This is a genomic window from Alicyclobacillus hesperidum, assembly GCF_900107035.1.
Classification (GTDB): domain Bacteria; phylum Bacillota; class Bacilli; order Alicyclobacillales; family Alicyclobacillaceae; genus Alicyclobacillus; species Alicyclobacillus hesperidum.
The window spans coordinates 58,995-80,586 of record NZ_FNOJ01000011.1; the positions used below are offsets into that span (position 1 = coordinate 58,995).

25 protein-coding genes, 1 pseudogene and 1 riboswitch are annotated in these 21,592 nt (G+C 50.2%); of the genes and pseudogenes, 17 read left to right on the forward strand and 9 right to left on the reverse strand.

Translation table 11 applies throughout. The annotated features are described in order from the left end of the window. Positions 1-45 precede the first annotated feature (45 nt). On the forward strand, positions 46-1,875 hold the full coding sequence (glmS, locus tag BLU70_RS09525) for a glutamine--fructose-6-phosphate transaminase (isomerizing) (protein ID WP_074693309.1): 1,830 nt from the start codon (positions 46-48) through the stop codon (positions 1,873-1,875). Between the two features lie 779 nt (positions 1,876-2,654). On the opposite strand, the gene BLU70_RS09530 is transcribed toward glmS, so the two are convergent. Beyond that, on the reverse strand, positions 2,655-3,089 hold the full coding sequence (locus BLU70_RS09530) for an Hsp20/alpha crystallin family protein (RefSeq protein WP_006446943.1): 435 nt from the start codon (positions 3,087-3,089) through the stop codon (positions 2,655-2,657). A gap of 197 nt (positions 3,090-3,286) precedes the next feature. Between BLU70_RS09530 and BLU70_RS09535 the strand changes: the two genes are divergently transcribed. From BLU70_RS09535 to BLU70_RS14700, 3 genes are read left to right on the forward strand one after another with little or no spacing between them, the layout of a single operon-like run. Further along, entirely contained in the window at positions 3,287-3,607 is a 321-nt protein-coding gene (locus tag BLU70_RS09535) for a PadR family transcriptional regulator (protein ID WP_074693310.1), read from the forward strand. Next, positions 3,607-4,143 carry a hypothetical protein gene (locus tag BLU70_RS14695; protein ID WP_074693311.1) on the forward strand — a complete coding sequence of 179 codons (537 nt, stop codon included), beginning with the start codon at positions 3,607-3,609 and terminating at the stop codon, positions 4,141-4,143. Before BLU70_RS09535 ends, BLU70_RS14695 begins: the two co-directional genes overlap by 1 nt. Before the next feature lie 25 nt (positions 4,144-4,168). Then, positions 4,169-4,471: a hypothetical protein gene (locus tag BLU70_RS14700; RefSeq protein ID WP_074693312.1), complete on the forward strand. Its 303-nt coding sequence runs from the start codon at positions 4,169-4,171 to the stop codon at positions 4,469-4,471. A gap of 199 nt (positions 4,472-4,670) precedes the next feature. Here the strand turns inward: BLU70_RS14700 and BLU70_RS09550 are convergent, their stop codons facing one another. The 4 genes from BLU70_RS09550 to BLU70_RS09570 all read right to left on the reverse strand — a co-directional run bounded on the left by BLU70_RS09550 (position 4,671) and on the right by BLU70_RS09570 (position 7,535). Further along, positions 4,671-5,219, reverse strand: a complete 549-nt coding sequence (locus tag BLU70_RS09550; RefSeq protein WP_006446946.1) for a GNAT family N-acetyltransferase — start codon at positions 5,217-5,219, stop codon at positions 4,671-4,673. Between the two features lie 420 nt (positions 5,220-5,639). Continuing rightward, complete coding sequence (locus BLU70_RS09560; protein WP_074693314.1) at positions 5,640-6,566, reverse strand: alpha/beta hydrolase family protein; 927 nt, start codon at positions 6,564-6,566, stop codon at positions 5,640-5,642. A 56-nt stretch (positions 6,567-6,622) separates the two neighbouring features. Continuing rightward, positions 6,623-7,270 carry an SdpI family protein gene (locus BLU70_RS09565; RefSeq protein ID WP_244885166.1) on the reverse strand — a complete coding sequence of 216 codons (648 nt, stop codon included), beginning with the start codon at positions 7,268-7,270 and terminating at the stop codon, positions 6,623-6,625. Then, complete coding sequence (locus BLU70_RS09570) at positions 7,260-7,535, reverse strand: autorepressor SdpR family transcription factor (protein WP_006446949.1); 276 nt, start codon at positions 7,533-7,535, stop codon at positions 7,260-7,262. Before BLU70_RS09570 ends, BLU70_RS09565 begins: the two co-directional genes overlap by 11 nt. 234 nt (positions 7,536-7,769) lie before the next feature. On the opposite strand from BLU70_RS09570, the gene BLU70_RS09575 reads away from it, so the two are divergent. The 5 genes and pseudogenes from BLU70_RS09575 (at position 7,770) to BLU70_RS09595 (ending at position 10,074) form a co-directional block, all read left to right on the forward strand. Continuing rightward, positions 7,770-8,051 carry a hypothetical protein gene (locus BLU70_RS09575; RefSeq protein ID WP_143027512.1) on the forward strand — a complete coding sequence of 94 codons (282 nt, stop codon included), beginning with the start codon at positions 7,770-7,772 and terminating at the stop codon, positions 8,049-8,051. Positions 8,052-8,100: 49 nt separating this feature from the next. Continuing rightward, entirely contained in the window at positions 8,101-8,472 is a 372-nt protein-coding gene (locus BLU70_RS09580; protein WP_040289452.1) for a VOC family protein, read from the forward strand. A gap of 48 nt (positions 8,473-8,520) precedes the next feature. Continuing rightward, a pseudogene (locus BLU70_RS09585) lies at positions 8,521-8,963 on the forward strand (SgcJ/EcaC family oxidoreductase). A 26-nt stretch (positions 8,964-8,989) separates the two neighbouring features. Beyond that, positions 8,990-9,376, forward strand: coding sequence for a VOC family protein (locus tag BLU70_RS09590; protein WP_074693316.1), 387 nt, complete (start codon positions 8,990-8,992; stop codon positions 9,374-9,376). Positions 9,377-9,720: 344 nt separating this feature from the next. After that, positions 9,721-10,074 (forward strand): hypothetical protein, encoded by a 354-nt coding sequence (locus BLU70_RS09595; RefSeq protein ID WP_143027513.1) that lies wholly within the window; start codon positions 9,721-9,723, stop codon positions 10,072-10,074. Between the two features lie 245 nt (positions 10,075-10,319). Here BLU70_RS09595 and BLU70_RS09600 read toward each other — a convergent pair whose 3' ends face one another. Then, complete coding sequence (locus BLU70_RS09600; protein WP_040289454.1) at positions 10,320-10,907, reverse strand: hypothetical protein; 588 nt, start codon at positions 10,905-10,907, stop codon at positions 10,320-10,322. A 230-nt stretch (positions 10,908-11,137) separates the two neighbouring features. Continuing rightward, positions 11,138-11,671: a TetR/AcrR family transcriptional regulator C-terminal domain-containing protein gene (locus tag BLU70_RS09605; protein ID WP_006446956.1), complete on the reverse strand. Its 534-nt coding sequence runs from the start codon at positions 11,669-11,671 to the stop codon at positions 11,138-11,140. A 225-nt stretch (positions 11,672-11,896) separates the two neighbouring features. Between BLU70_RS09605 and BLU70_RS09610 the strand changes: the two genes are divergently transcribed. Both BLU70_RS09610 and BLU70_RS09615 read left to right on the forward strand, forming a co-directional pair. Beyond that, positions 11,897-12,949 carry an NAD(P)-dependent alcohol dehydrogenase gene (locus BLU70_RS09610; RefSeq protein WP_074693318.1) on the forward strand — a complete coding sequence of 351 codons (1,053 nt, stop codon included), beginning with the start codon at positions 11,897-11,899 and terminating at the stop codon, positions 12,947-12,949. Positions 12,950-13,094: 145 nt separating this feature from the next. After that, entirely contained in the window at positions 13,095-14,369 is a 1,275-nt protein-coding gene (locus tag BLU70_RS09615; protein WP_074693319.1) for an MFS transporter, read from the forward strand. An 81-nt stretch (positions 14,370-14,450) separates the two neighbouring features. Here BLU70_RS09615 and BLU70_RS09620 read toward each other — a convergent pair whose 3' ends face one another. Next, positions 14,451-15,632, reverse strand: a complete 1,182-nt coding sequence (locus tag BLU70_RS09620; RefSeq protein WP_074693320.1) for an aminotransferase class I/II-fold pyridoxal phosphate-dependent enzyme — start codon at positions 15,630-15,632, stop codon at positions 14,451-14,453. Continuing rightward, the gene (locus BLU70_RS09625) at positions 15,629-16,123 is read right to left on the reverse strand and encodes an Lrp/AsnC family transcriptional regulator (RefSeq protein ID WP_074693321.1); all 495 of its coding nucleotides are present in this window, start codon (positions 16,121-16,123) and stop codon (positions 15,629-15,631) included. The genes BLU70_RS09620 and BLU70_RS09625 overlap by 4 nt, the downstream gene beginning before the upstream one ends. A gap of 212 nt (positions 16,124-16,335) precedes the next feature. On the opposite strand from BLU70_RS09625, the gene BLU70_RS14980 reads away from it, so the two are divergent. From BLU70_RS14980 to BLU70_RS09655, 6 genes are all read left to right on the forward strand, one after another. Further along, positions 16,336-16,536 (forward strand): cysteine-rich CWC family protein, encoded by a 201-nt coding sequence (locus tag BLU70_RS14980; RefSeq protein WP_074693322.1) that lies wholly within the window; start codon positions 16,336-16,338, stop codon positions 16,534-16,536. Further along, positions 16,533-17,081: a manganese efflux pump MntP gene (locus BLU70_RS09635; RefSeq protein WP_074693323.1), complete on the forward strand. Its 549-nt coding sequence runs from the start codon at positions 16,533-16,535 to the stop codon at positions 17,079-17,081. The genes BLU70_RS14980 and BLU70_RS09635 overlap by 4 nt, the downstream gene beginning before the upstream one ends. A gap of 81 nt (positions 17,082-17,162) precedes the next feature. Continuing rightward, positions 17,163-17,501 (forward strand): L,D-transpeptidase, encoded by a 339-nt coding sequence (locus BLU70_RS09640; protein WP_074693324.1) that lies wholly within the window; start codon positions 17,163-17,165, stop codon positions 17,499-17,501. A gap of 132 nt (positions 17,502-17,633) precedes the next feature. After that, positions 17,634-18,464 carry a Dam family site-specific DNA-(adenine-N6)-methyltransferase gene (locus BLU70_RS09645; protein WP_040289466.1) on the forward strand — a complete coding sequence of 277 codons (831 nt, stop codon included), beginning with the start codon at positions 17,634-17,636 and terminating at the stop codon, positions 18,462-18,464. 122 nt (positions 18,465-18,586) lie between these two features. Further along, a complete protein-coding gene (locus tag BLU70_RS09650; RefSeq protein ID WP_074693325.1) occupies positions 18,587-19,378 on the forward strand; it encodes a COG4705 family protein in 792 nt (263 codons plus the stop codon). 80 nt (positions 19,379-19,458) lie between these two features. Then, positions 19,459-19,560, forward strand: a riboswitch (purine riboswitch). A gap of 160 nt (positions 19,561-19,720) precedes the next feature. Then, complete coding sequence (locus tag BLU70_RS09655) at positions 19,721-21,190, forward strand: purine-cytosine permease family protein (RefSeq protein WP_006446964.1); 1,470 nt, start codon at positions 19,721-19,723, stop codon at positions 21,188-21,190. Positions 21,191-21,592 lie beyond the last annotated feature (402 nt).

Consider the following 21,592-nt stretch of genomic DNA (forward strand, 5'->3'; position numbering starts at 1 on the left):
GTGCGACAAGGGTGAGCAGATCGGCTAAGGAGGATATGACTATTCATGTGTGGGATTGTCGGCTATATCGGCCCGAGGAATGTTAAGAATGTCGTCGTCGGCGGATTGGCGAAGCTCGAGTACCGTGGATATGATTCTGCGGGTATTGCGGCCATCGACAACGGCAACATCAAGGTTGTGAAGTCTGTCGGGCGGCTCGCGAATCTCGAAGCGAAGCTCGCAGACAGCCCTGTCGATGGCCAGGCGGCAATTGGCCATACGCGCTGGGCGACACATGGCAAACCTTCGGACGAAAACGCACATCCGCACCAGGACTGTAGCGGTAGGTTCGCGATTGTGCACAATGGTATCGTTGAAAACTACCTGTCCTTACGGGAAGAATTAGTAGCGGCTGGTCACGAATTTCGCTCTGAAACGGACACGGAAGTCGTGGCACACCTGATTGAAGAAATGTACAATGGCGATTTGTTTCAGACGATGATCGCTGTCGGCAAACGTATTCGCGGCGCCTACGCGCTCGTCGTGATCGCAAAAGATCATCCTGACGAGATGATTGCGATCCGCAAGGCCAGCCCGATGATTATTGGGCTTGGCGACAAGGAAAACTTTGTTGCCTCCGACATTCCAGCGATTCTCGAATACACGCGTGACATTTACGTGATGGAAGATGGCGAAATGGCCATCCTGCGGCGCGACGGTGTCGAGTGCTTTACACTGAATGGTGAACCTGTCAGCAAAGAGGTCTATCGCGTCACTTGGGATGCAGTGAGCGCAGAGCGCGGGGGTTATCCGCACTTCATGCTCAAGGAAATCCACGAACAGCCAAAGGCTGTCCGCGACACGCTGCGCGGCCGTGTCTCCGATGACTTAAACCGGGTGACGCTATCTGAGATTGGGCTCGACGAGGAGCAAATCCGCAATATTGACCGGATTCACATTGTTGCCTGCGGTACGTCGTGGCATGCTGGCCTCGTCGGTAAGGTAGCCATCGAGCAGTTTGCGCGGATTCCGGTCGATGTTGAGATTGCATCTGAATATCGCTATGCAGATCCAATTGCAACGGAGAACACGCTGATTATTGCGATCACGCAATCGGGTGAGACGGCTGACACGCTAGCGGCGATGCGCGAGATGAAGAAGCGCGGATTGCGCGTATTGGCCATCACGAACGTCGTGGGCAGCTCGGCGGCGCGCGAAGCGGACAGCGTGATCGTCACATGGGCCGGGCCGGAAATCGCGGTTGCGTCAACCAAGGCATACACGACACAGCTTGCGGCACTGTACTTGCTGGCTGTGCACTTTGGACAGGTGCGCGGGCAAATTGACGAAGCAACGGCGCACGAAATGATCGAAGCACTTGACAACCTGCCGCAGGTGGTAGAAGCGGTGCTTGATACGGCGCCGCAAATCGAGTCGTTTGCGCAGCGGTATGCACATGCGCACGACACGTTCTTCATTGGCCGTGGCATTGACTATGCGGTATCGCTTGAAGGTGCCTTGAAATTGAAAGAGATCTCGTACATCCACGCAGAGGCCTATGCCGCGGGTGAGTTAAAACACGGCACGCTCGCCCTCATCACCGATGGCGTGCCAGTCGTCGCGATCGCGATGCAGCCAGATCTGTACGAGAAGACAGTGAGCAACATTGTCGAGGTCAAGGCCCGCGGTGCGTTCGTTTTGGCCTTGACTTGGGTGGGTAACGAGGACTTGGAGAAGGCGGTGGATGAAGTCATTTACCTGCCGAAGACATTGCCTGCGTTGGCACCGATGGCAGCGGTCATTCCGCTTCAGTTGTTGGCCTATTACGCAGCGGTGGCTCGCGGTAATGACGTCGATAAACCGCGGAACCTCGCCAAGAGTGTGACGGTCGAATAAGGCCATTGATTTGGGGGATGGTTGTTGTGTTCGCAAAATGAAGTTCTTCCCCAGTAAAATAAGTTCTTCCCTGAGTAAAATAAGTTGTTCCCTACAGCACGGGTGGGTTCGGGTCAAAAGCCTGAATTCGCCCGTCTTTTTTAATGCCTGAGAGCGATGGGCGGGGGAAACTCAGAGCAAAATTTTGAGAGCTACCAGACGCGAAAGAGCCCGACAAATCAAGGATTCCTCGACCATTTCCGTTCAAAAATACGAAAAAATACATTCCAAAATCTGTTTTCCCTTTACCCTCAAACTCTGCCTTTCCTCCTCGCGCCAGCGAACAACTTCATTTTACGCAAAATCGATGAATCTGGAAAAAATTATGGAGAAAAACGGGTGGGAAAAGGCGTGATCTACGGAAGAAATTCATTTGACGATTACATAGTACAGGGAGCTAAATTTGATTTCAGAAGTCATGGGTTGGATTTGAAGTGGGTGAAAGGGCTAAGGGAGAGTACGGCTCGGCATATAGCCTACTTCTGTGGGGACATGTGATACGGATGGATGGAAGAAATGATCAGAACAGTCGTCAAGGTATCGTGGAGTATGAATCTCCCCTGATTTTCGACATCATTAGCATTGTGATCGGATCCCTTGTGCCAAATCAACGTCATTGGAACCAACACAGACTCAAGGGCCAGCGGCTGACACCGGAACCTTCAATTTACGTGTAGTTGGTCATTGTCAGAGCACGAAAACGCCCCTCGGAATTCCAAGGGGCATATTGTGCAAGGCGTTCAATGAAAATCTACGTCAATCTGTCGACCCATTTGTTTCTGGCTCTTCGGAATCCTGACTTCCAGTATTCCGTTCCTGTATGTCGCCTTTGCTCCCGTATCATCTACCGCTGTTGGTAATGGCACCGTGCGCGAGAATTGTCCATAGTATCGTTCCATACGATGTACGTTTTCGTCCTTGTGCTCGCCCATCCGTTCGATTTTGCCGCTGAGGTGAAGGTGGTTGTCGTGGACAGTGATATTCACGTCTTCCTTCTTCTCCAACCCAGGGATTTCGGCTGTCACAATCACTTCGTTTTGTGTTTCACGAACATCACAGCGAACCCGTGGCATGTTTGCAAAGTGGTTGTCAAACCAGTCGTCATCGAACAGTCGGGGAAACGAGCCGAAGTCGCGTCTCATGATGCCAAATGGGTCATAAGGGACTAAGGTCATGTTGTTTACACCTCCAGTTGAAATGTCCGTTTATATCGTTTCCAGTATAATGGGAAACTTACATGAAAATCATATCCGAGTGGTTCCTCGGGTGTTTCGGTGTAACGCCCAATGTGGGGCTTGACGTATTGCACAGCACGCCTTAATATTCAGTTGCACTTAATAAGAATAACGTAATACAAATTGGGGAGATTCCAATGCGGAAAAATGAATCAGGACGGTTTTCGGATGCATCGTTCTTGATCCTTTCAAGTTTGGCGAATGGAGCGAAACATGGATACGCGATGATGGAGGACATTTTGGCGTTCAGTGGTACACAACTGGAGCCTGGGACGCTTTATGGTGCGATCACGCGGTTGGAAAAACAAGGTTGGATCGAAGCCCTCCCAACAGAGGATAGGCGCAGACCTTATCGTATTACTGCCGAGGGTGTGATGGCACTCCGTAAGCAAGTTGCGACACTGGAGCAGGTTGCTTCGGTCGGGAGAAAGCGATTGGCATCGTTGGAGGGGTTCTAATGCATTGGCTATTACGACTGTATCCTCGCGCCTGGCGGGAGCGGTATGAAGAGGAGATGTTAGCACTTCTTGAACAGCACAAGATTACGCCCGCGACAGTGGTCGATTTATTGATTGGGGCAATCGACGCAAACCTGAATTACAGTGGAATGGTAGAAGGAGTGGCAGGTATGGTCAATCGGCTCCGCACGAGTGTCGTGATGGTTTTCTGCGCTTTCATGTTATTCGGAGTCGGGTGGAGTATGCTCCAACGATTGACGGATCCGCTGAATCAGTTCAATGCAGTGGCAACCTACCACCCAGAGTTCAGGGTTCTTTTTGATGCAGATTTCGTTGCTGGATGTATATCATTCCTGGCGTTTTTGATTGGTGGATTGCCTGTGTTCTTTATCTCCCTAAGACGTGCTATCAAACGCAAGCAAAAAAACGTTTTGATAGCCTTTTGGGGTCGCGCTATCGTGTTTGCTGGTAAGCATCCTTGCTACGGCGGCATTGGCGAATTGGCATCATGTCGCGTATGCATTGACACACATTGATGTGTTCTTGGGTGGATATGTTGTTTTGATAGCCTTGATGCTGATGATCGGTACGGTTGCAGTCTCCCTCATGATTACCAGGACAGACTTCCAACTTTCAGAACTCAAGTTCGTATTCTATCCAGAAGTGGTGATCTTGTTCTGCATGGGTGTAGCAGTTGTGATGTCAACGATCCTTATTATCGCGATTACCGCTTATGCACCGCAATTGTTTAACACGCAGGATGTAGGTAGTCCCATGTTCATAACAGGTCTGTTCTGCATGGCTCTTGGAACCATCTTTGGGACGATGGGAATGAGACGTGGGATGGTTGCTCATATCAACTGATACTCGTAGAGGACGAAAAACTACACCCCTTGGCGTGGGCTCAAGGGGTGCGCCACATCGTCATTCAATCGGGATATATAGATCGACTTCCGATGTTTCACTTTGCGGATCTACAAACTTTCTGCGACGCTCCATTCTCATTAAATGTTGTTTTCGAAAATCTAAAGAAGCGAGAGGTGATTCCTTCTTGGGCAGTTATTTAAAATCCAACCTTCCAATCGTGTACGAGCATTCCGTAAATAATGTGGTCTACATAATGGTCATATAACCATTCGGCTTGTCGTCTGCATCCTTCGTTTTGAAAACCCAAACGCTCAGGTATTGCCCTGCTTTTCAGATTTTGAGGAGCAACTCGTATTTCTACTCGGTTCAGTTCATATTCCTTGAAAAGAATGTCAATGAGTGTTCGACATGAATTTGTCATGATGCCGTTGCCTTGAAACCTCTCACCAATCCAATACCCGACGCTTGTCAATCGGTGCGACCAATTGATGTAGTGGAGACCGAGAACCCCTGCGAGTTCACCACGATACCATATACCCAGTTCGACACCGTTATTGGATGCGTACTTCTGTAATCCAGACTGAATAAAACATTCTATATCCTGAACGGTACGTGTCCCGTCAACGAAAGGTAACCATTCTCGGAGATAACTGCGTGACTGGTCTAACAAGGCAAACAATTGGTCTGCATCTCGAACTTCCAGCAATCTCAATTGTGTGTCTTCGTTGACTTTGTGGCTAAACAATACTCATTCCCCCTTTATCCTTCGTGCTAACTGGCGCTGGTGGTTCATCTTGATCCTTCGGAAATACGCTTGTTACCAATCACGCAGGTTCCTGCAAGCGCATCGGACCATCTTGCGGTCGATACAGGACATGGCGAGAAATCGTTGCTCCCAAATGCCACGGGCAATGCTTCGAGTTGTGTCAATGTAGGCGAACCACGTCATTTCGTTGTCCTGGCATTTAGTCGCAATGCCACGGAATCGTTGCATCCAGCCCTTCAAACGGCTGTGATAGGCATTGACGTTCTGGATGTGGTACACGCTTGCGTACGTTCACCCTTGTTTTAATTGAGAGGAACGTGAAGTGTGGGCGGTGTACAGCCCCTCATGATAAGGGTACCGAGACGTCCCGTTTCCCAAGTGACTTTTCTTTGATATGTCTCAAACAGAACGAATCCAGTTCGCAATGTCCCGTATCACTTGTTCATCTACATGTTGTGCAACCCGATACTCCTTTTTTGCTTTGCGAATCTCACCGTAAACAGCAGGCATAAACAGGTGATTCAGGTTAGGGTAAAGTTTGAATGTGACGTTTGGTTTATCGCCAAGAAGTTTTTGATAACCGCCAAAGTCTTTTTCAACGGATATTTGAAAATCCCTATCGCCCTGCAGAATCAGCACAGGTTTTTCTAATGTCTTGAGATAATCAGTGGACGGATGTTCCCCCATTTCTTTGAAGTAGTATGCCCTCGTATATTTACCGAACAGTTTCGTGGATTTCGCTTCTTCGTCGCTGAGGTTATAGATGTTGCCAAACCTGGCGGACAATGCGGCGATCTGTTTCTTTGCAATCACTTTTAAAAGCCCGTTTAAAGAGTTCAGGACGTCGTTGTTTTGATCCATCAAGATTTCTTCCAATTTGCGCGGAGAACCAGCCATGATGATGATTCCCGCGAACTGTCCACCTTCTGCATCGATTCGCGGAGCCAGCATTCCTCCTAAACTGTGACCAATCACAAACACTTTGTTCGGATCGATCCTCGCGTCGTTGCGTAGGAATTCAGCCGCGAGGATGGCATCATCGATGGTTTCTTCCCTTACGGAGATGCCAACGTCATCTTTCATTTGTTTGCCATAAACGAAGGTTCTCTTGTCGTAGCGCAAAACTGCAATTCCTTTTGCCGACAGACCCTCAGCGAGGTCTCGAAAAGGGGAATTGTTCCCGACCTTCTCATCCATATTGCTCGGACCAGACCCATGAACCAATACGACTGCTGGACATAAGCCATTCGTCTCATCAGGAATGGATAATATGCCATGGAGCGGATGGGTGGTTCCCGCACCGATAACAACGCTCTCATCAGCCACTGTCTTTCCCCCCTGGGAAACAGACTTCAGTAGGGCGCCTGCCCTTTAACATACCTTCAGTGCCGCTCTTGCCGGGCGTAAACATACGAAGCCACAACGGTAATCAGCGCCCATAAGAGAACGGGTATGACGACAGCCACTGTTGTGAATCGGTTTATCGGCAACACCCAGGCAAGAATCATGATGAGGATGCCCAGCGGGATGCCCAACTGTCCGCTCAGACGATGCGTACGATTCCAAATTTCCTCACTGGATAACGTCCAAGGCGTGCGAACGCCAATCCACCAATTCGGTCGAAGTCGTGGCAAGACATTTGCAATCAACATGAACATCAGACCGTATGTGGTCAGAGCAAAACGCATTGTGCCAATGTGCAAAAGGTGCCCCAATACCGTGAGGTAAATCAAACCTACACATACGACGATCACGCCGCCGATATATCGATACGTCCCCCAGAACGATTCGTAGTTCTTTTTCCTCGGATCAATCCGCCACAATACATGCCATAGAAGTATTATGGCGAGCATAATGGACGGTTCGTACATCACGGCAAGTAGACGGGAAATGTAAAGTGTCGGCTTTCCCGCATGAACATGGCTTGGAACCTGGGTGGGGAGATGAAAGTACGCGAGACAACCAAGCACGATGACGACAAACCACGAAAACCACCCCCACCAAGGCATTGCGCTTTTCTTATTCAGCATCATCGCCACCCCCGAAGTGTTCAAGAAGCCACGCCAGCCATTCCTGCAAAATGGTTGTGTTGAGCCTGTAAATGATATAGGTTCCCTCGCGTTGATCGACGACCAAATTCGCATTCTTGAGTACGTTTAGGTGACGACTGATTGTCGGCTGAGCGTGCGGGAAGTGATTTGCGATCTCGCCAGCCGTTTTCGGACCATCCTTCAATAATTCGATAATTTTCCTGCGTGTGCCGTCCGACATGGCTTTAAACACACGTTCATTCATGGGGTTTCATCGCTTTCACCGACCTGCCTTGTTTGTCTGGAGGTGACTTTTGCGGTTTAGTATATAGCTATATAGCTAATAAAACAATAGGTGTAGACCCATACGGTCTTGAAGGCGTGCATGTGTCCCGATGCAGGGTGTGATATGCTTGCATGAGAATGATTTGGGCAACAAGCGAATAAGTACATCCGAGTGATCAGTCATTGGAATTCGATTATGAATGGGGCGACGAACTTGCTGTTTCATGTCACTGCAAGGCACGACGTGAATCACTGCGGTATATACAACGAAGACATCAGGCTGGCGTTACAAGAGTTTCTACCATCCATCCAAAGACGCTGTGAGGAATTAGGGGTGAAAGTTCACTTCGTGGTGGCGGGGCATCCTGACCACGTTTTCTATTTGCTGGTTGAAGCAGATGACTTCACGCCTGTCTGCACCCTGTTGTGTGAAGTACCGATGAAACAGGAGTTTGATGTTAAGCCAGTAAGGTCGTTGAGCTTCGAACAGGCATAAACAATATGACTGAGCCATGACCGATGTGCAAAATGAAAGGACGATAGACATGATTCGAGTGAGTTTTGTCAGCATCCCTGTATCAAACCAGGATATTGCCTTGCAATTTTACACGGAGAAACTTGGCTTTGAGGTTGTGACTGACCAACCATTTGGAAACGGCACTCGTTGGATTCAGCTTCGACCGCCTGGGGCGCAAACGGACGTTGTACTGTTCACGCCTCCTGGACAAGCAGAGCGCATCGGGGGCTATCAAAATGTGGCTTTTACCTGTGAAGACGTGGTTGGTACTTGTAAATTACTGAAAGAACGTGGCGTTGAATTTGTGAAGGATGCCGAAAGAGCCAACTGGGGAGGAATCGAGGCTATCTTTAAAGACCCTGATGGCAACACGTTTGTACTGGCAAATCCGAATGAGTAAGACGAGGGAGTAAAGGCATTGGGCGGTTGGGGTGAGGGAGGACATAGCATGGACTCGCGCAAACAACAAGTCATAACTCTTTACCAGGAATTGCTTGATGCATGGAACCACCAAGATGCGCGTAGCATGGCTGACTTGTACACCGAGGACGGAGAGCAGGTTGGTTTCGATGGAAGCCAAGTGATTGGACAAGCTGAAATTTACGCACATATCGCACCAATCTTTGAACATCACGCAACGGCTCGCTTCGTGAGTAAAGTGAAATCTGTTCGTTTTCTGTCGGATGACGTCGCGTTCTCCGAGCAATCGCAGGGATGGTTCCTCGTGGACAATCCGACATTAATCCGAACGTCAATACGCATCACACGCTGATCGCGACATCGATGGGAGGAAAGTGGAGGATTGTGTTGTTCCAGAACACGCCTGCCCAATTTCATGGGAGACCTGAGTTGGTCGAACAAATGTCAGCGGAGTTACGAGCGTTACTTTGAGACACATTAAAAAGGAGGAAAGGTGAATGATTCACAAGGTTGGGCAAGTGATGTTGTATGTAAGCAACCAAGCAGAAGCGGTGCGTTTCTGGACGGAGAAAGTGGGGTTTAGCGTCATTTCCGAAGAAGATAATGGCCAAGGAATGCGATGGATTGAGATTGTTCCGACAATAGGAGCAGAAACGAGTATTGTACTCCACAATAAGGAGCTTGTCGCTAAAATGCAACCTGAAGTGAACCTCGGTACACCGTCCTTGCTATTTTTCACAGAAAACCTTTCCGAATTACACAGGAGTCTATCCAGCAAGGGAGTTACAGTCGGCGAGATTGTACATATGGGTACTCGTAAAGTGTTTAATTTCGTAGACAATGAGGGGAACTATTTTGCGGTGATGGAAAAAGCGAATCGTTAAACGAAGCAATTGGAACACATGTTTACTCCGATTTCTAAATATTTTTGGAACACATTCTGGGCATTTTGTATTATGGAGGTGTTTGGTTTATACGCTATTGTAACACCTTGGAAGCTGCCGGGGTTTTTAGTACCAATCTCGGAATGTCGTCATAAATATGGCGAAGTCACTGCAACCACTGACGTAGTCGTGAGAAATGCAGTATCGCTTAAGCAGATTCAATCTTCGAAATCAAATTGGAAAAGTACCCTATGTCAAATGAGGGTGGCCTTCTGCATCACGCCTTGGTTGTTATTTCCTTTTGATGCGATATGAGGGGGCAAATGAGGGGCGGGGGCGCGCAAATGCAGAGACTGACGAAAATCGCAATGGGGATTATCAGTGTGGCGATGGTCGTGGCTATTTTGTGGTGGGCACATTTCATCTTCTGGCTACCACATTTTCATGAAGATGCACAGGGGAATTTGGTGTCGGGAACAACCAAATTGATTTTAGTTTCGAAACTTCTTCCTGGAGAAAAATCTGGAATAACAGTCCCGGAGCGTATGCCTTTTTGGGACTCCATTGGTATCGTTAATGGAAACATGGACGGCCAGCTTTGGAAGTTTACGGAGCATGGGCGACAATATGTTTTATATCGGCCGAACACTGAGATGCCTTGGCAATGGGTATATAAATATAGAACGCCCAGTTCTTGAAGCAGAAAACAGGCGCAAAGGCTGGAAAGGTTCGTTTATCCAGCTTATAACCGCATGTAACTGAATTTGAAATCACAATTTATTATGCGGCTTTGAAAATCGAATGTCCAAAATGAGTCTTCAATAGGTAAAGAACTATGAATTTTGATATCTACATCGCATCAGTACCGTTCCGCTCAATACGATCATTTTTCTCGCTATTAAGAACAAAGTCCATGCAATAGGTATTCACAAGTCTTAATATGTCAATAAAATCCAATTTCTTGATTCAAAACCTTCTCAGGTGCGCGTGGGCGACAAGGTACGGGACTTGGAATGAGTCGGAAGGAAAACGTATTGAGGTCATCGGGAAGCGTTGGGCTTACCATGTAGACGAAAGACGCCTGATTGGTGTGTCCTTGGGAACGGTAATGTTCGATACAGTGCCCTTCATTCGGCTGAACATCCAGCACCAGCTGCACATTCAACTCTACCGTTTCCGCATCCTGATCTGTATAAATCTCCACGTATACAAGGCTGACATCGGCATATTGCTCCATCCGGGTAATCTGAAAGGTAACTCCATCCACAGTGACCTTCTTCATCACAGGAACAATTCCGACCAAGTTTTGTGGTGATACAGGTAGTCGGGGCGGCCGGCGTGGATTGTTCATCATGGCGAACACCGAACTAATGACATACCGATCAACCTGATATTCTTCGCACCACCGATCAAGCTGTTCTTTTCCCGGAGAACCATTCGTTCCTTGGCTGATCCGAAGGCGTTCTGCAATAAGCTTTGTCAGTTGTTCATCAATTGGCTCGAGGCGATGGTCGTAGGGAACTCGCATCATCAGAAAGTTCCTCCTCTGCTTGGATGATGACCTTGAGGATTATTGTAGCAAATCATTTTTCACCATACACGACAAACGCCCAATTGATGGGAACCGAATATAGTGCCGCGATATGATCGGGCTGGCTTTACATGCATCATTTCGTTCTCAATTTCCGCTGTTGATCACGGGATAGCCGCTGACAACAATGCCAGGTAGCTTCGCCACCAAATGAACGATCACGCTCCTCCCTAGCCAATCTTGTCCCGATGCATCGGCGTTTCATACAGTGCTTGCAACAGTGTGCCGACGTGCTCCGCCATGACCTTCGGCGGATACGGCATGCCATTGGCCAGCCACCATTCAACGATGCCGACGTACGCATGCACGACAAACGGGATCATCACATCTTGCAACGCGCCAGGCCGATCGCCCGTCGTCCGGCGCAATTCCTCTTGGAAGGCTTCAAACTCAAACGCTAAAAAGCGTGCTCGAAAGTAGGGTGCACCCTTACTGGTCAACATCGTCGAGAAGAACGCGTAGTGATTTTGCAAATACTGAAAGCACATTTCAGTTGCAGGTAACCAATCCATTTCGCATACGCTCTCGGAAAATGCTCGCAACTCCTCAAGTGATTCTTCGATCACGCGATCGAGCAAATCGTACTTGTCGACATAGTGAAGATAGAATGTTTTGCGGCTGATATCAGCTTTGTCAGCAATATCTTGCACGGTAATTTGATCAAAATGTTTTTCTTCCATCAATTCCAACAAAGCTTGTTTCATGGCCTGTCTTGATTTGGCGATCCGCCTGTCCAACGTCGCTGATACCTCCATTGTCCACCTGTATGGGTAACACTTTTCTCGTTTCTGTGCACTAATGCGCAATCGAAACTGTATTGCCTATTGTTGAACCGCAACGTCACGCTATAATCATACACGCATGATTCTTATTACATCAATGTGTAATATCGTGCGCGACGATGTGATGACTCGCGAGGAGGTCGTTGATTGTTGAAAGCAAACGCGCGTGCCGTGTATAGCAAGAACGGATTGTTTGAATCAGCGGTGATCGAACGTCGGGATTTACAGCCGGACGACGTCCTCATCGAGATTCAATATGCTGGTATCTGCCATTCGGATATTCATACAGCTCGCGGCGAGTGGGGCGAGGTTCAGTATCCGCTCGTGCCTGGTCACGAAATCGCGGGGATTGTGGTGGAAGTCGGGTCACAGGTGACAAAGTTCAAAGTCGGTGACCGTGTTGGCGTGGGCTGTATGGTGGACTCGTGTGGCGAATGCGAGAATTGCCGTAACGGCGAAGAACAGTATTGCCTTCAAGGGAATATTGGAACCTATGCTTCGGTGGATCGCTACGGACAATATACGCAAGGCGGATACTCTACGCACATTGTCGTGCGAGAAGACTTTGTGGTGCGGATTCCTGATGCTCTTGGTTTGGATGTTGCTGCGCCACTTCTTTGTGCAGGTATCACGACCTATTCTCCGTTGCGCCATTGGGGTGTCGGACCTGGCAAGCGTGTTGCTGTCGTTGGATTTGGTGGACTCGGTCATATGGCGGTCAAGTTGGCACATGCGATGGGGGCCGAGGTGACAGTTCTGTCACAGTCCTTAAAGAAAAAAGAAGACGGATTGCGTCTGGGTGCGGACCATTACTATGCGACCAGCGATCCGGAGACCTTTCAAAAGCTCGCTGGCACATTTGATCTCATCGTCAATACTGTGAGTGCAAAGATTGACATCAATGCCTACATGTCGTTGCTCAAAACAGATGGCACATTGGTCAACGTCGGGGCACCGCCTGAACCTCTTGCGGTGCATGTATTTCCGTTGATTCTACACCGGCGTTCGTTTGCTGGTTCTGCCATCGGCGGTATTCGGGAGACGCAAGAAATGCTTGATTTCTGCGCCGAACATGGGGTGGCTCCAGAAATCGAAGTGATTTCGGCGGATCAAATTGATGAAGCTTGGGAACGTGTGCTGGCATCAGATGTGCGCTATCGGTTTGTGATCGATGTCAGTACGATGAAGCAAGCGCAGTGATGGGACAGGACGAGGCGGGTATTCCTGCCTCGTTTTTGTTTGTAGTAAGAATGGGTATAATCGTGTATGGCAAGACAGAGTGGATAACGCAATTCAACGAGGGCAGTCATGGCACTGCTTCTCTTTTTTCTGGGGGAGTGAAAAGTTGCTTCGACAAGAGAGTCGATATCGGTGGGTCGTCTTTTTTGCCGTCTTGATTGCCTATTATTTTATTGTTAGTCAGCGAACGGCGCCGGGGCTCATCACCAATCAACTCATGCGGACCTTTCACATTTCTGCAGCGACCATAGGTCTTTTGGGCAGTCTGCAGTTTTTGGCCTATGCGGTCTTACAAATTCCGGTTGGACTGTTGTCGGATCGCTTTGGTCCAAATCGCTTTTTGATTGTTGGGGCACTCCTGAACGGGCTTGGTACACTGCTGTACAGTGTTTCGGGGGGCGAATATATGCTCATGGTCGCGCGTTTTCTGGTTGGTATGGGGGACGCTACGATCTTTGTGAACTTCGTTTCTGTTGTCAATCAATGGTTTCGACCGAAAGAGTTTATTAATCTGCTTGGCGTCATAGGTGTGGCGGCTGGGCTTGGTTCCTTAACGGCAACCGTTCCTTATGCGGTATGGATTTCAGCAGTTGGGTGGCGTCTTCCGTTTTTTGTTATAGGCATTGTGATTATCGCCTGCGCTCTACTCCTCTACTTTGTGCTGGTAATTCAACCTAACCGTAAATTTCCGCCGAAAACGGATATGCATGAAGGCTTGCTGCGACCGCAGGCACCTGTGTTGACGACGCTTCGCCGCATGTTCTCCACTCGCCAAGCCTGGGCCACGGCCATGTGCCATTTCGGCCTCGTTGGTACGTATGTCGGCTTCATTGGGTCTTGGGGCGTACCTTATTTCATGCAGGTTTTTGGCATGTCTCGTGCTGTAGCAAGCAGTCTTCTCATGTGTGGACTATTTGGCGCGATGGCGGGAGGTCCGGTGACAAGCGCGCTTGCGAGCCGTCTCGGTATGACCAAGCGCATCTATACATTTGTGCATGCGATCACGTTCGTAAGTTGGATGACCTGGTTTCTACTCGGAGACAAACCGCCACTCTGGGCGATTGTCATTTTGCTAGTGCTCATAGGCTTTGGCAATGGTGGAAGCTCGCTAACGTTTGCTCTGGTACGTGATTCATTTCCAATCGAAATGGTCGGCGTTGTATCAGGCTTTTCGAACATGGGTGGCTTTGTAAGTGCGGTTTTGTTGCCAAGTCTATTCGGTTATGTGCTGGGCCTGTTTCCTTTGCACGTCATAGCTCATGGTTATCACTATGGACTCGTCATTCCGTCGTTGTTTTCGTTTGTGGGTTTGGTCGGTGTCAGATTGGTTCGTCAGTTGAAGCCCACAGAGCTGGGGGCAGACTTGGGGATAAGCATATGACGAACATTTGTTATACAAAGGAGATGCACAGGGTCTACGCTCGCACATGAGCTGACCCTGTGACATGATGGACTGGATGACTTATTTGACCGTCTGTGACGTCAATTTCGCGACAAATGTACCCATGCGTTGTATGGCATCCTCGATTAACTCCACCGACGTCGCGTAGGAGCATCGGATAAAACCTTCTCCCGTTTCGCCAAACACGTTCCCCGGCACGACAGCAACGCCTTGTTCAAGGAGCAGGCGCTCAGCAAACTCTTCTGACGAAAGACCTGTTGGACGAATGTCGGGAAATGCGTAAAATGCGCCGCGAGGTTCGTGGCACGGAAGTCCGATCTCGTTCAAACCAGCAACGATCAATTTGCGCCGTCGATCATAGCTTTCCGTCATTTTATCCCGTTCGTCCGAGCCGTTGCGCAGCGCTTCAAGAGCCGCGCGTTGTGCCATGTGCGGGGCACACATGATTGTGTATTGATGGATTTTGAGCATCGCTGCGAGCAACGGTTCGGGGGCGGCAATATAGCCAATTCGCCAACCGGTCATGGCATACGCTTTGGACATACCGCTGATGACGATGGTTCGCTCGCGCATACCTGGTAATGCGGCGATGCTTGCGTGAAAACCGTCATATGTCAACTCAGCGTAAATTTCGTCAGAAATCACAAAAAGATCGTGGCGAATCGCAACCTCGGCAATTTCCACCAAGTCTTCGCGCGTCATCACTGCACCTGTCGGATTGTTGGGGAAGCAGAGGACAAGTGCCTTACTTTTTGGTGTAATGGCGCGTTCCAAGGCCTGGGCAGTCAGGCGAAATCCGTCCTCGGCATACGTTGGCACGTCGATCACGCTGGCTCCAGCAAGCAAAGCGCATGGCTTATACGAAACGTACGTGGGAGTCGGGATCAACACTTCATCCCCTGGGCAAACGAGCGTGCGCATGGCGAGATCGATGGCTTCGCTGCCACCCACCGTCACCATGATTTCGCGAGTCGGATCATACGCGAGATCAAACTTGGTCAGGTATTTTGCGATCTCGATACACAATTCCGGCAATCCGCGGTTGGATGTGTACGTGGTGTAGCCCTGTTCCAGTGAATACATGCAAGCTTCGCGGATGTGCCATGGTGTGACAAAGTCTGGCTCGCCTACGCCGAGCGAGATAACGTCCTGCATTTGGTTGGCAAGATCAAAAAAACGGCGGATGCCGGAAGGGGGCAGATTGGTGACGATAGGCGACAGTCGGTCATATAGGTTGCTCATGGTGTGATCATCAGTCGCCTTTCTCCATCGGTGTCGTCGAAAATGACGCCGTCCGATTTATAAGTTTTCAGCAGAAAATGTGTCGTCGTTGCCGTGACATTTTCAATGGTGGCCAGCTTTTCGGAGACGAAGCGGGACACTTCGCGAATGTCGCGGCCGACAACCGTGACTTGCAGATCATAACCACCCGACATGAGTGACACCGATTTGACTTCCTCAAACCGATAAATTTTCTTGGCGATGGCGTCAAAGCCCACTTCGCGTTGCGGCAACACGCGCACATCGATCACGGCGGTCACTTGATTGGTTTCGAGTTTATCCCAGTTCACAACAGCGGAATAGCGAAGGATAACTTTATCCTTTTCCAGGCGGTCGATGGTCTTTGCAATCTCCTCAGGTGCTTCCCCCAGCATTTTGGCGATGGTATCGATACTGAGTTTGGCGTTGTCGTGCAATAAGTCCGCCACTTTGAGCCGCAGCGCGTCGTTCATACAGATTCCCTCATTCCGATTTCTTGTCTCGCGCGCAAAACGGTTGTGACGCGAGCTTGCGAAGATCATGGTACATCGAATTGTAGCACAGTTCAGTTGTTTGGTGGGTGAACCTGCCCTATCGCGTGGTGTTCTCCGGGGGCTATACTGAATGGGGTGTGGGGACTCGGATTACAGGGTGGCAGACATGCTTGGGAGAAGGAGCGGATCCAATGCAGGATGTAAAGTTGTGCCCGCTTTGCGGGATGGATAATCGTTGTGGTCATGCCGCTGGTCATCCTGCTGGGACATGCTGGTGCGATGCTGCGGTTTTCCCCGAGGAGGTGCTTCAACAACTCCCTTCGTCGGCCGTTTGCATTTGTGAAGCCTGCTTAGACCAACTCAAGCGTCGTTTGAGGCAGGAAACGAAATGAGGCTTATCGGCGTTTTTGTCCTCGTTTTTTCGCTCGGGATCGACACTCTGCTGGTTGCCGTCGCGTTGGGGGCGGCAGGCGTCGTTTCCAAACTGCGAATTGCCGCCGTCTTCACGACGGCAGAAGCATGCACGCCGATCGTGGGCCTCTTGGTTGGCTATCTGTTTGGCTACGGCTTAGGGCATTGGGCGTCAATCCTTGGCGGAGCCTTATTGATGGCTGTTGGCCTTTGGCAGTTTGTCCATGAAGGAGACGAGTCTGAGCCCCGACATGCGAGTCAACTGGCGGGCTGGACGCTGCTGATCACGGCCGTCAGCATCAGTTTGGATGAGTTTGCTGTCGGCTTCTCCATTGGCTTTCTCCATATTCCTGTCCTGCTTACGATGGCGTTGATTGCCTTGCAAGCATTCATCGTCACTTGGTTTGGTCTAAAGTTTGGCGCCCGTTTGCGTCCTTACTTTGGGGAATGGGTGGAGAAGTTGCCTGCCGTGGTACTTGGTCTCTTGGGGGTGTGGATGCTCATCGATGCATTTGTGCGCAGGTGAAGCCAAGTGGGCTCAGAAGCTTTGGCGTTCTCAAACGTTCATCACAAGCCTGCATATCTTGGATGCAGGAGGCGAACGTCAATGGCGACTTATCGTATCATAGTCGATTTATCCGACCGGCGGTTGTACCTTCTCGACGGCGATCGTGTGACGCGGTCATTTCCTGTCGGGATCGGCAAAATTGCGACGCAGACCCCAGTTGGGGAGTATATCATCGTCAATAAGGAGCCACATCCTGGAGGACCATTTGGTGCGTACTGGCTCGGGTTGTCGAAACCGCACTATGGCATCCACGGTACCAACGATCCAGCAAGCATCGGCAAACTCGTGTCACACGGCTGTATCCGCATGTACAACGAAGATGTAACCTGGCTTGCCCACACTGTGCCGCTACAGACGCCTGTGACGATCCGCCCGTAATTTCATCTTTGTGCATTTGTATTGTATGGACGAGAGGGATCGACCGATTTAGAATAAGATAGCACGCCGTCTACCCCTTTTTGCAACAGGTGGTTGGCGGTGATCCCGGCCCGCAAAGGGGAGGTGGTCGCGATGAAACCTTTCTTAAAGTGGGCTGGCGGCAAGTATCGCCTGCTGTCGCACATCAGGCGGCGGCTGCCTGCGGGTCGTCGCTTGATTGAACCTTTCGTCGGCTCCGGAGCCGTTTTCCTCAACACAGACTATCCCGCATACATACTGGCCGACATCAACGCCGACGTGATTGCCCTCTATCAAATTTTGCAGGACCATGGCGACGAATTCATTGCATATTGCAAATCGATGTTTATCCCGGAGAACAACACGCCCGAACGTTATTATGAACTACGTGCCGAGTTCAACATGGCTCACGATATATTTCGCCGGGCAGCCTTGTTCGTCTACTTAAATCGTCATGGTTATAACGGATTGTGCCGTTATAATCGCAAGGGCCTCTTCAACGTGCCGTTTGGCCGGTATCCAAAGCCATACTTCCCTGAGCGGGAGATGCAATACTTTGCGCAGAAAGCGGCCCAAGCGACGTTTGTTTGCGAGGACTTTCGGAGCGTGATGGCACGCGCGGAACGAGGTGACGTCATTTATTGCGATCCTCCTTACGTTCCACTTTCACGCACAGCTAATTTTCGTGGCTACGCCGCGGGGGGATTTTCCTGGGAGGCGCAGGTAGACCTTGCTCGCCTGGCGACAGAACTGTCGCAGCGTGGCATTCCTGTCTTGATTTCGAACCATGCCACCGAATTCACCTCATCTGCCTACGCAGCGGCGGCGCAAGAACGGATCGAAGTCCGTCGCGTGATCAGTTGTGACGGAGCCAATCGAGCAACAGCTACCGAAGTATTGGCGCTATTCGGCGATTTGCCTGATGGTATTGCGCATAACAGTTGATGTTTCGCGAAGGCGAACTTTTTTTGGATGGCGCTCGTCTTTTCCGCATGGAAAGAGCATCTTGGTCACAATCTAGCGCTGTCCAGTGATGTGGAAAAGCGCATTGCGAGAGGAAGTCGAGAATGAGCGCAGTTCGATACGCCTCCACCCGCCGGATTCGTGCGCAGTGGACGAAGGTTCCGGAAATTACAGTATATTTTTGGGTCGTCAAGTTGTTGACGACGGCCATGGGCGAAGCGACATCGGATTATCTGGTCTACCATATGAACCAGTATCTTGCTGTCTTCCTAGGGGCATTTGGATTCTTGGTCGCACTTGTCTTGCAGTTTAAGGTGCGTAAGTACGTACCCTGGGTCTATTGGTTGCTTGTCACGATGGTCGCCATTTTTGGCACGATGGTCGCTGATGCCATCCATATCGTCCTGGGCGTGCCGTACTATGCGTCTACCATCGCGTTCGCGATCATTCTGACGGCGGTTTTTATATCGTGGAGTAAAGTCGAAGGGACATTGTCGATCCACAGCATTTATACGCGTCGCCGCGAAATGTTCTATTGGGCCGCAGTTCTGGCGACCTTTGCTATGGGCACCGCCTGCGGCGACATGACCGCAACGACCTTGCACTTAGGCTATTTTGCGTCGGGCGTCATGTTTATTGTGCTGTTTCTCGCACCGTTCGTGTGTTGCCGGCTGTTTGGCTTGAACGAAGTGTTTGCTTTTTGGTTTTCCTACGTCATGACAAGGCCGCTCGGGGCGTCGTTTGCGGACTGGTTCGGCGTCGATAAGGCGTACGGCGGGCTGGGCTACGGCAGAGGTGCCGTGAGTATTGTGACGACGATTCTCATTGTCCTACTTGTCGGGTATTTGAGCATGGCACACAAAAATATGCAGAATAGAATTGCGTCGGATTTGTAACACTCGTGTTGAATTGGCTCGTTAAAACGCTATTTTTGCTGATCATTCCATTGATTCTGGCCTAACGAGATCGGTAAACTGTACATGCGTAGATGAGACCTCGTATAATGCCGGGAATATGGCTCGGCAGTTTCTACCAAGCGACCGTGAATCGCTTGCCTACGAGGTCGTTGCCATGTGAAGAGCCACGATGACAGGTGGAATGACGGAACATTAGCGATTTGTTCTTTCATCCATTTGTTGCACCAACCAACTCTTCCATATCAACGGCCTCTTGGCGAAGCATCCGAGCGTTTCGCAAAAAGGGGTCTTTTTTATGTTGATAAAGGGGGAGTATGGGGGATGGCCACACAGGTACGGCCAGATGTAGAGCAGGCACAAATCGATGCTGCATTTCATCTTGAAACGGAAGGCAATGGCATCATCGCTGAAAGTAAGCGGCACGGTATGCCGAAAGAACTGTTTTTCGTGTGGTTTGCCGCCGTGCTGACGTACACCGGCGTCGTGACCGGACAATTGTTTACCTCGCTAGGGCTGAACGTTTGGGAAAGCATGATTGTAGTACTTTTATGTTCGTTCTCATTCGCAGTTTTAGGTATCGTGTGTGGGACGGGACCGAAAGCCGGGACTGTGACGTTGACCATCTCTCGCGCCGCCTTTGGCGTGCATGGGAATAAGGTGCCAGCCTTCTTTAGCTGGATGACAGCCGTTGGCTGGGAGAGCGTGACGATGGTTCTGACGGTCTGGGCTATCCTGAGTCTTGCACAGTACGTGGGCCTGCCTTCGACCGGTGTCGGACCGACTGTGATTGCACTCATTATCACGCTGATTTTGACGTACACGGTGCCGATTTTAGGCCACGCAACGCTGGTCACGATGCAACGTATTCTGGCGTTCGTACTAGGCATCTGCGCCGTTATCGTCGTTTTCGCCGTCTTGCCGTCCGTACATTGGGGATTTGCTCCATCTATTCAAAACATGGCGGCTCATGGTCCGTTTCCGACATTCTTGCTGGCACTCTCCATTGGGCTTGCTAGTACCTTTTATGGATGGGTGAACTTTGCAGCCGACTACTCTCGTTACTTGCCTGTCCAAACGCCGACACGGCGGATCGTCGGTGCGACGTTCTGGGGTGGCGGCGTAGCCAGCTTTGTGATGATGGGGCTTGGCGTCGTGCTTGGGACGTTCGTCAATCCGAACGCGTTTTCTAGCAATCCGGTCATGGCGATTGCGAAAGCCATTCCGGCATGGGCGGCTATTCCGTTTCTGCTTGCGGTCGTCATTGGTGATATTTGCGCCAACTATTTGAATGCCTATAGTTCAGGTATGAGCTTCTTGTCCATGGGCATTCGCCTTAAGCGTTACTGGGCGGTGACGATTGACGGCATCATTTGTACCGCCATTGGCGTATATGCTCTGTTTTTCTCGACGAATTTTGTATCATTCTTCCAAAATTTCTTGGATCTTATGATTACGGTGATGGGTCCATGGGCGGCCATCTATCTCGTGCATCACTTCTTGGTGAAAGGCCGTTACGATGCACAAGCACTGGTTGAATCGGGGCCCGGGTCTGCCTACTGGTATACTGGCGGCATCAATTGGCGAGCTATGGCATCCTTCGTCATCGGTGTAGCGGCAACATTTTTCACGGCAAACAGCGCTCTTTGGGTCAGCCCATTGTCCACAGCGTGGTTTGGCGGTGCCGATTTGACGGCATTTGCGGCGCCTATTGTGACGGGGATCGTGTATTTCGTGTTGGCGCCAAAATCAAACGTAGGTGCCAATCATCAAGTGAAGGCGAAAGCGTCGTAAAGGCAACATTTCCTTCCATCATCCAAAACCTCCATGTGCGCATGCACGTGGAGGTTTTTCTTAGTACGCCCAGCATGGGCGGAATCTTTAGGGTGTAAGTCCCGAACGGGGGTTGGCGACATACCTACCGTTAGCCAAGAGCAAGGGTGTCCACCGTGAGGTGGAATCTGAAGGAAGCTGGAGGCAAACCCTCGACCTGAGGTACACGAATCGCATTTGAGGCTGTCATAGTTGGACGAGTTGCCTACACACAACGAAGTCCTAAGTCGCCAAGAGCTACGGCAGTAAACTGCGGCAGGTACGTGAGGGGAAAGAGTCCGTTCTTATCTGGGGAGACCTGTCTGCGCGCTAGCAAGGCTAGTAACCGTCATCGAGAGGTGACGCTGAACAGGCAGGGGTCAG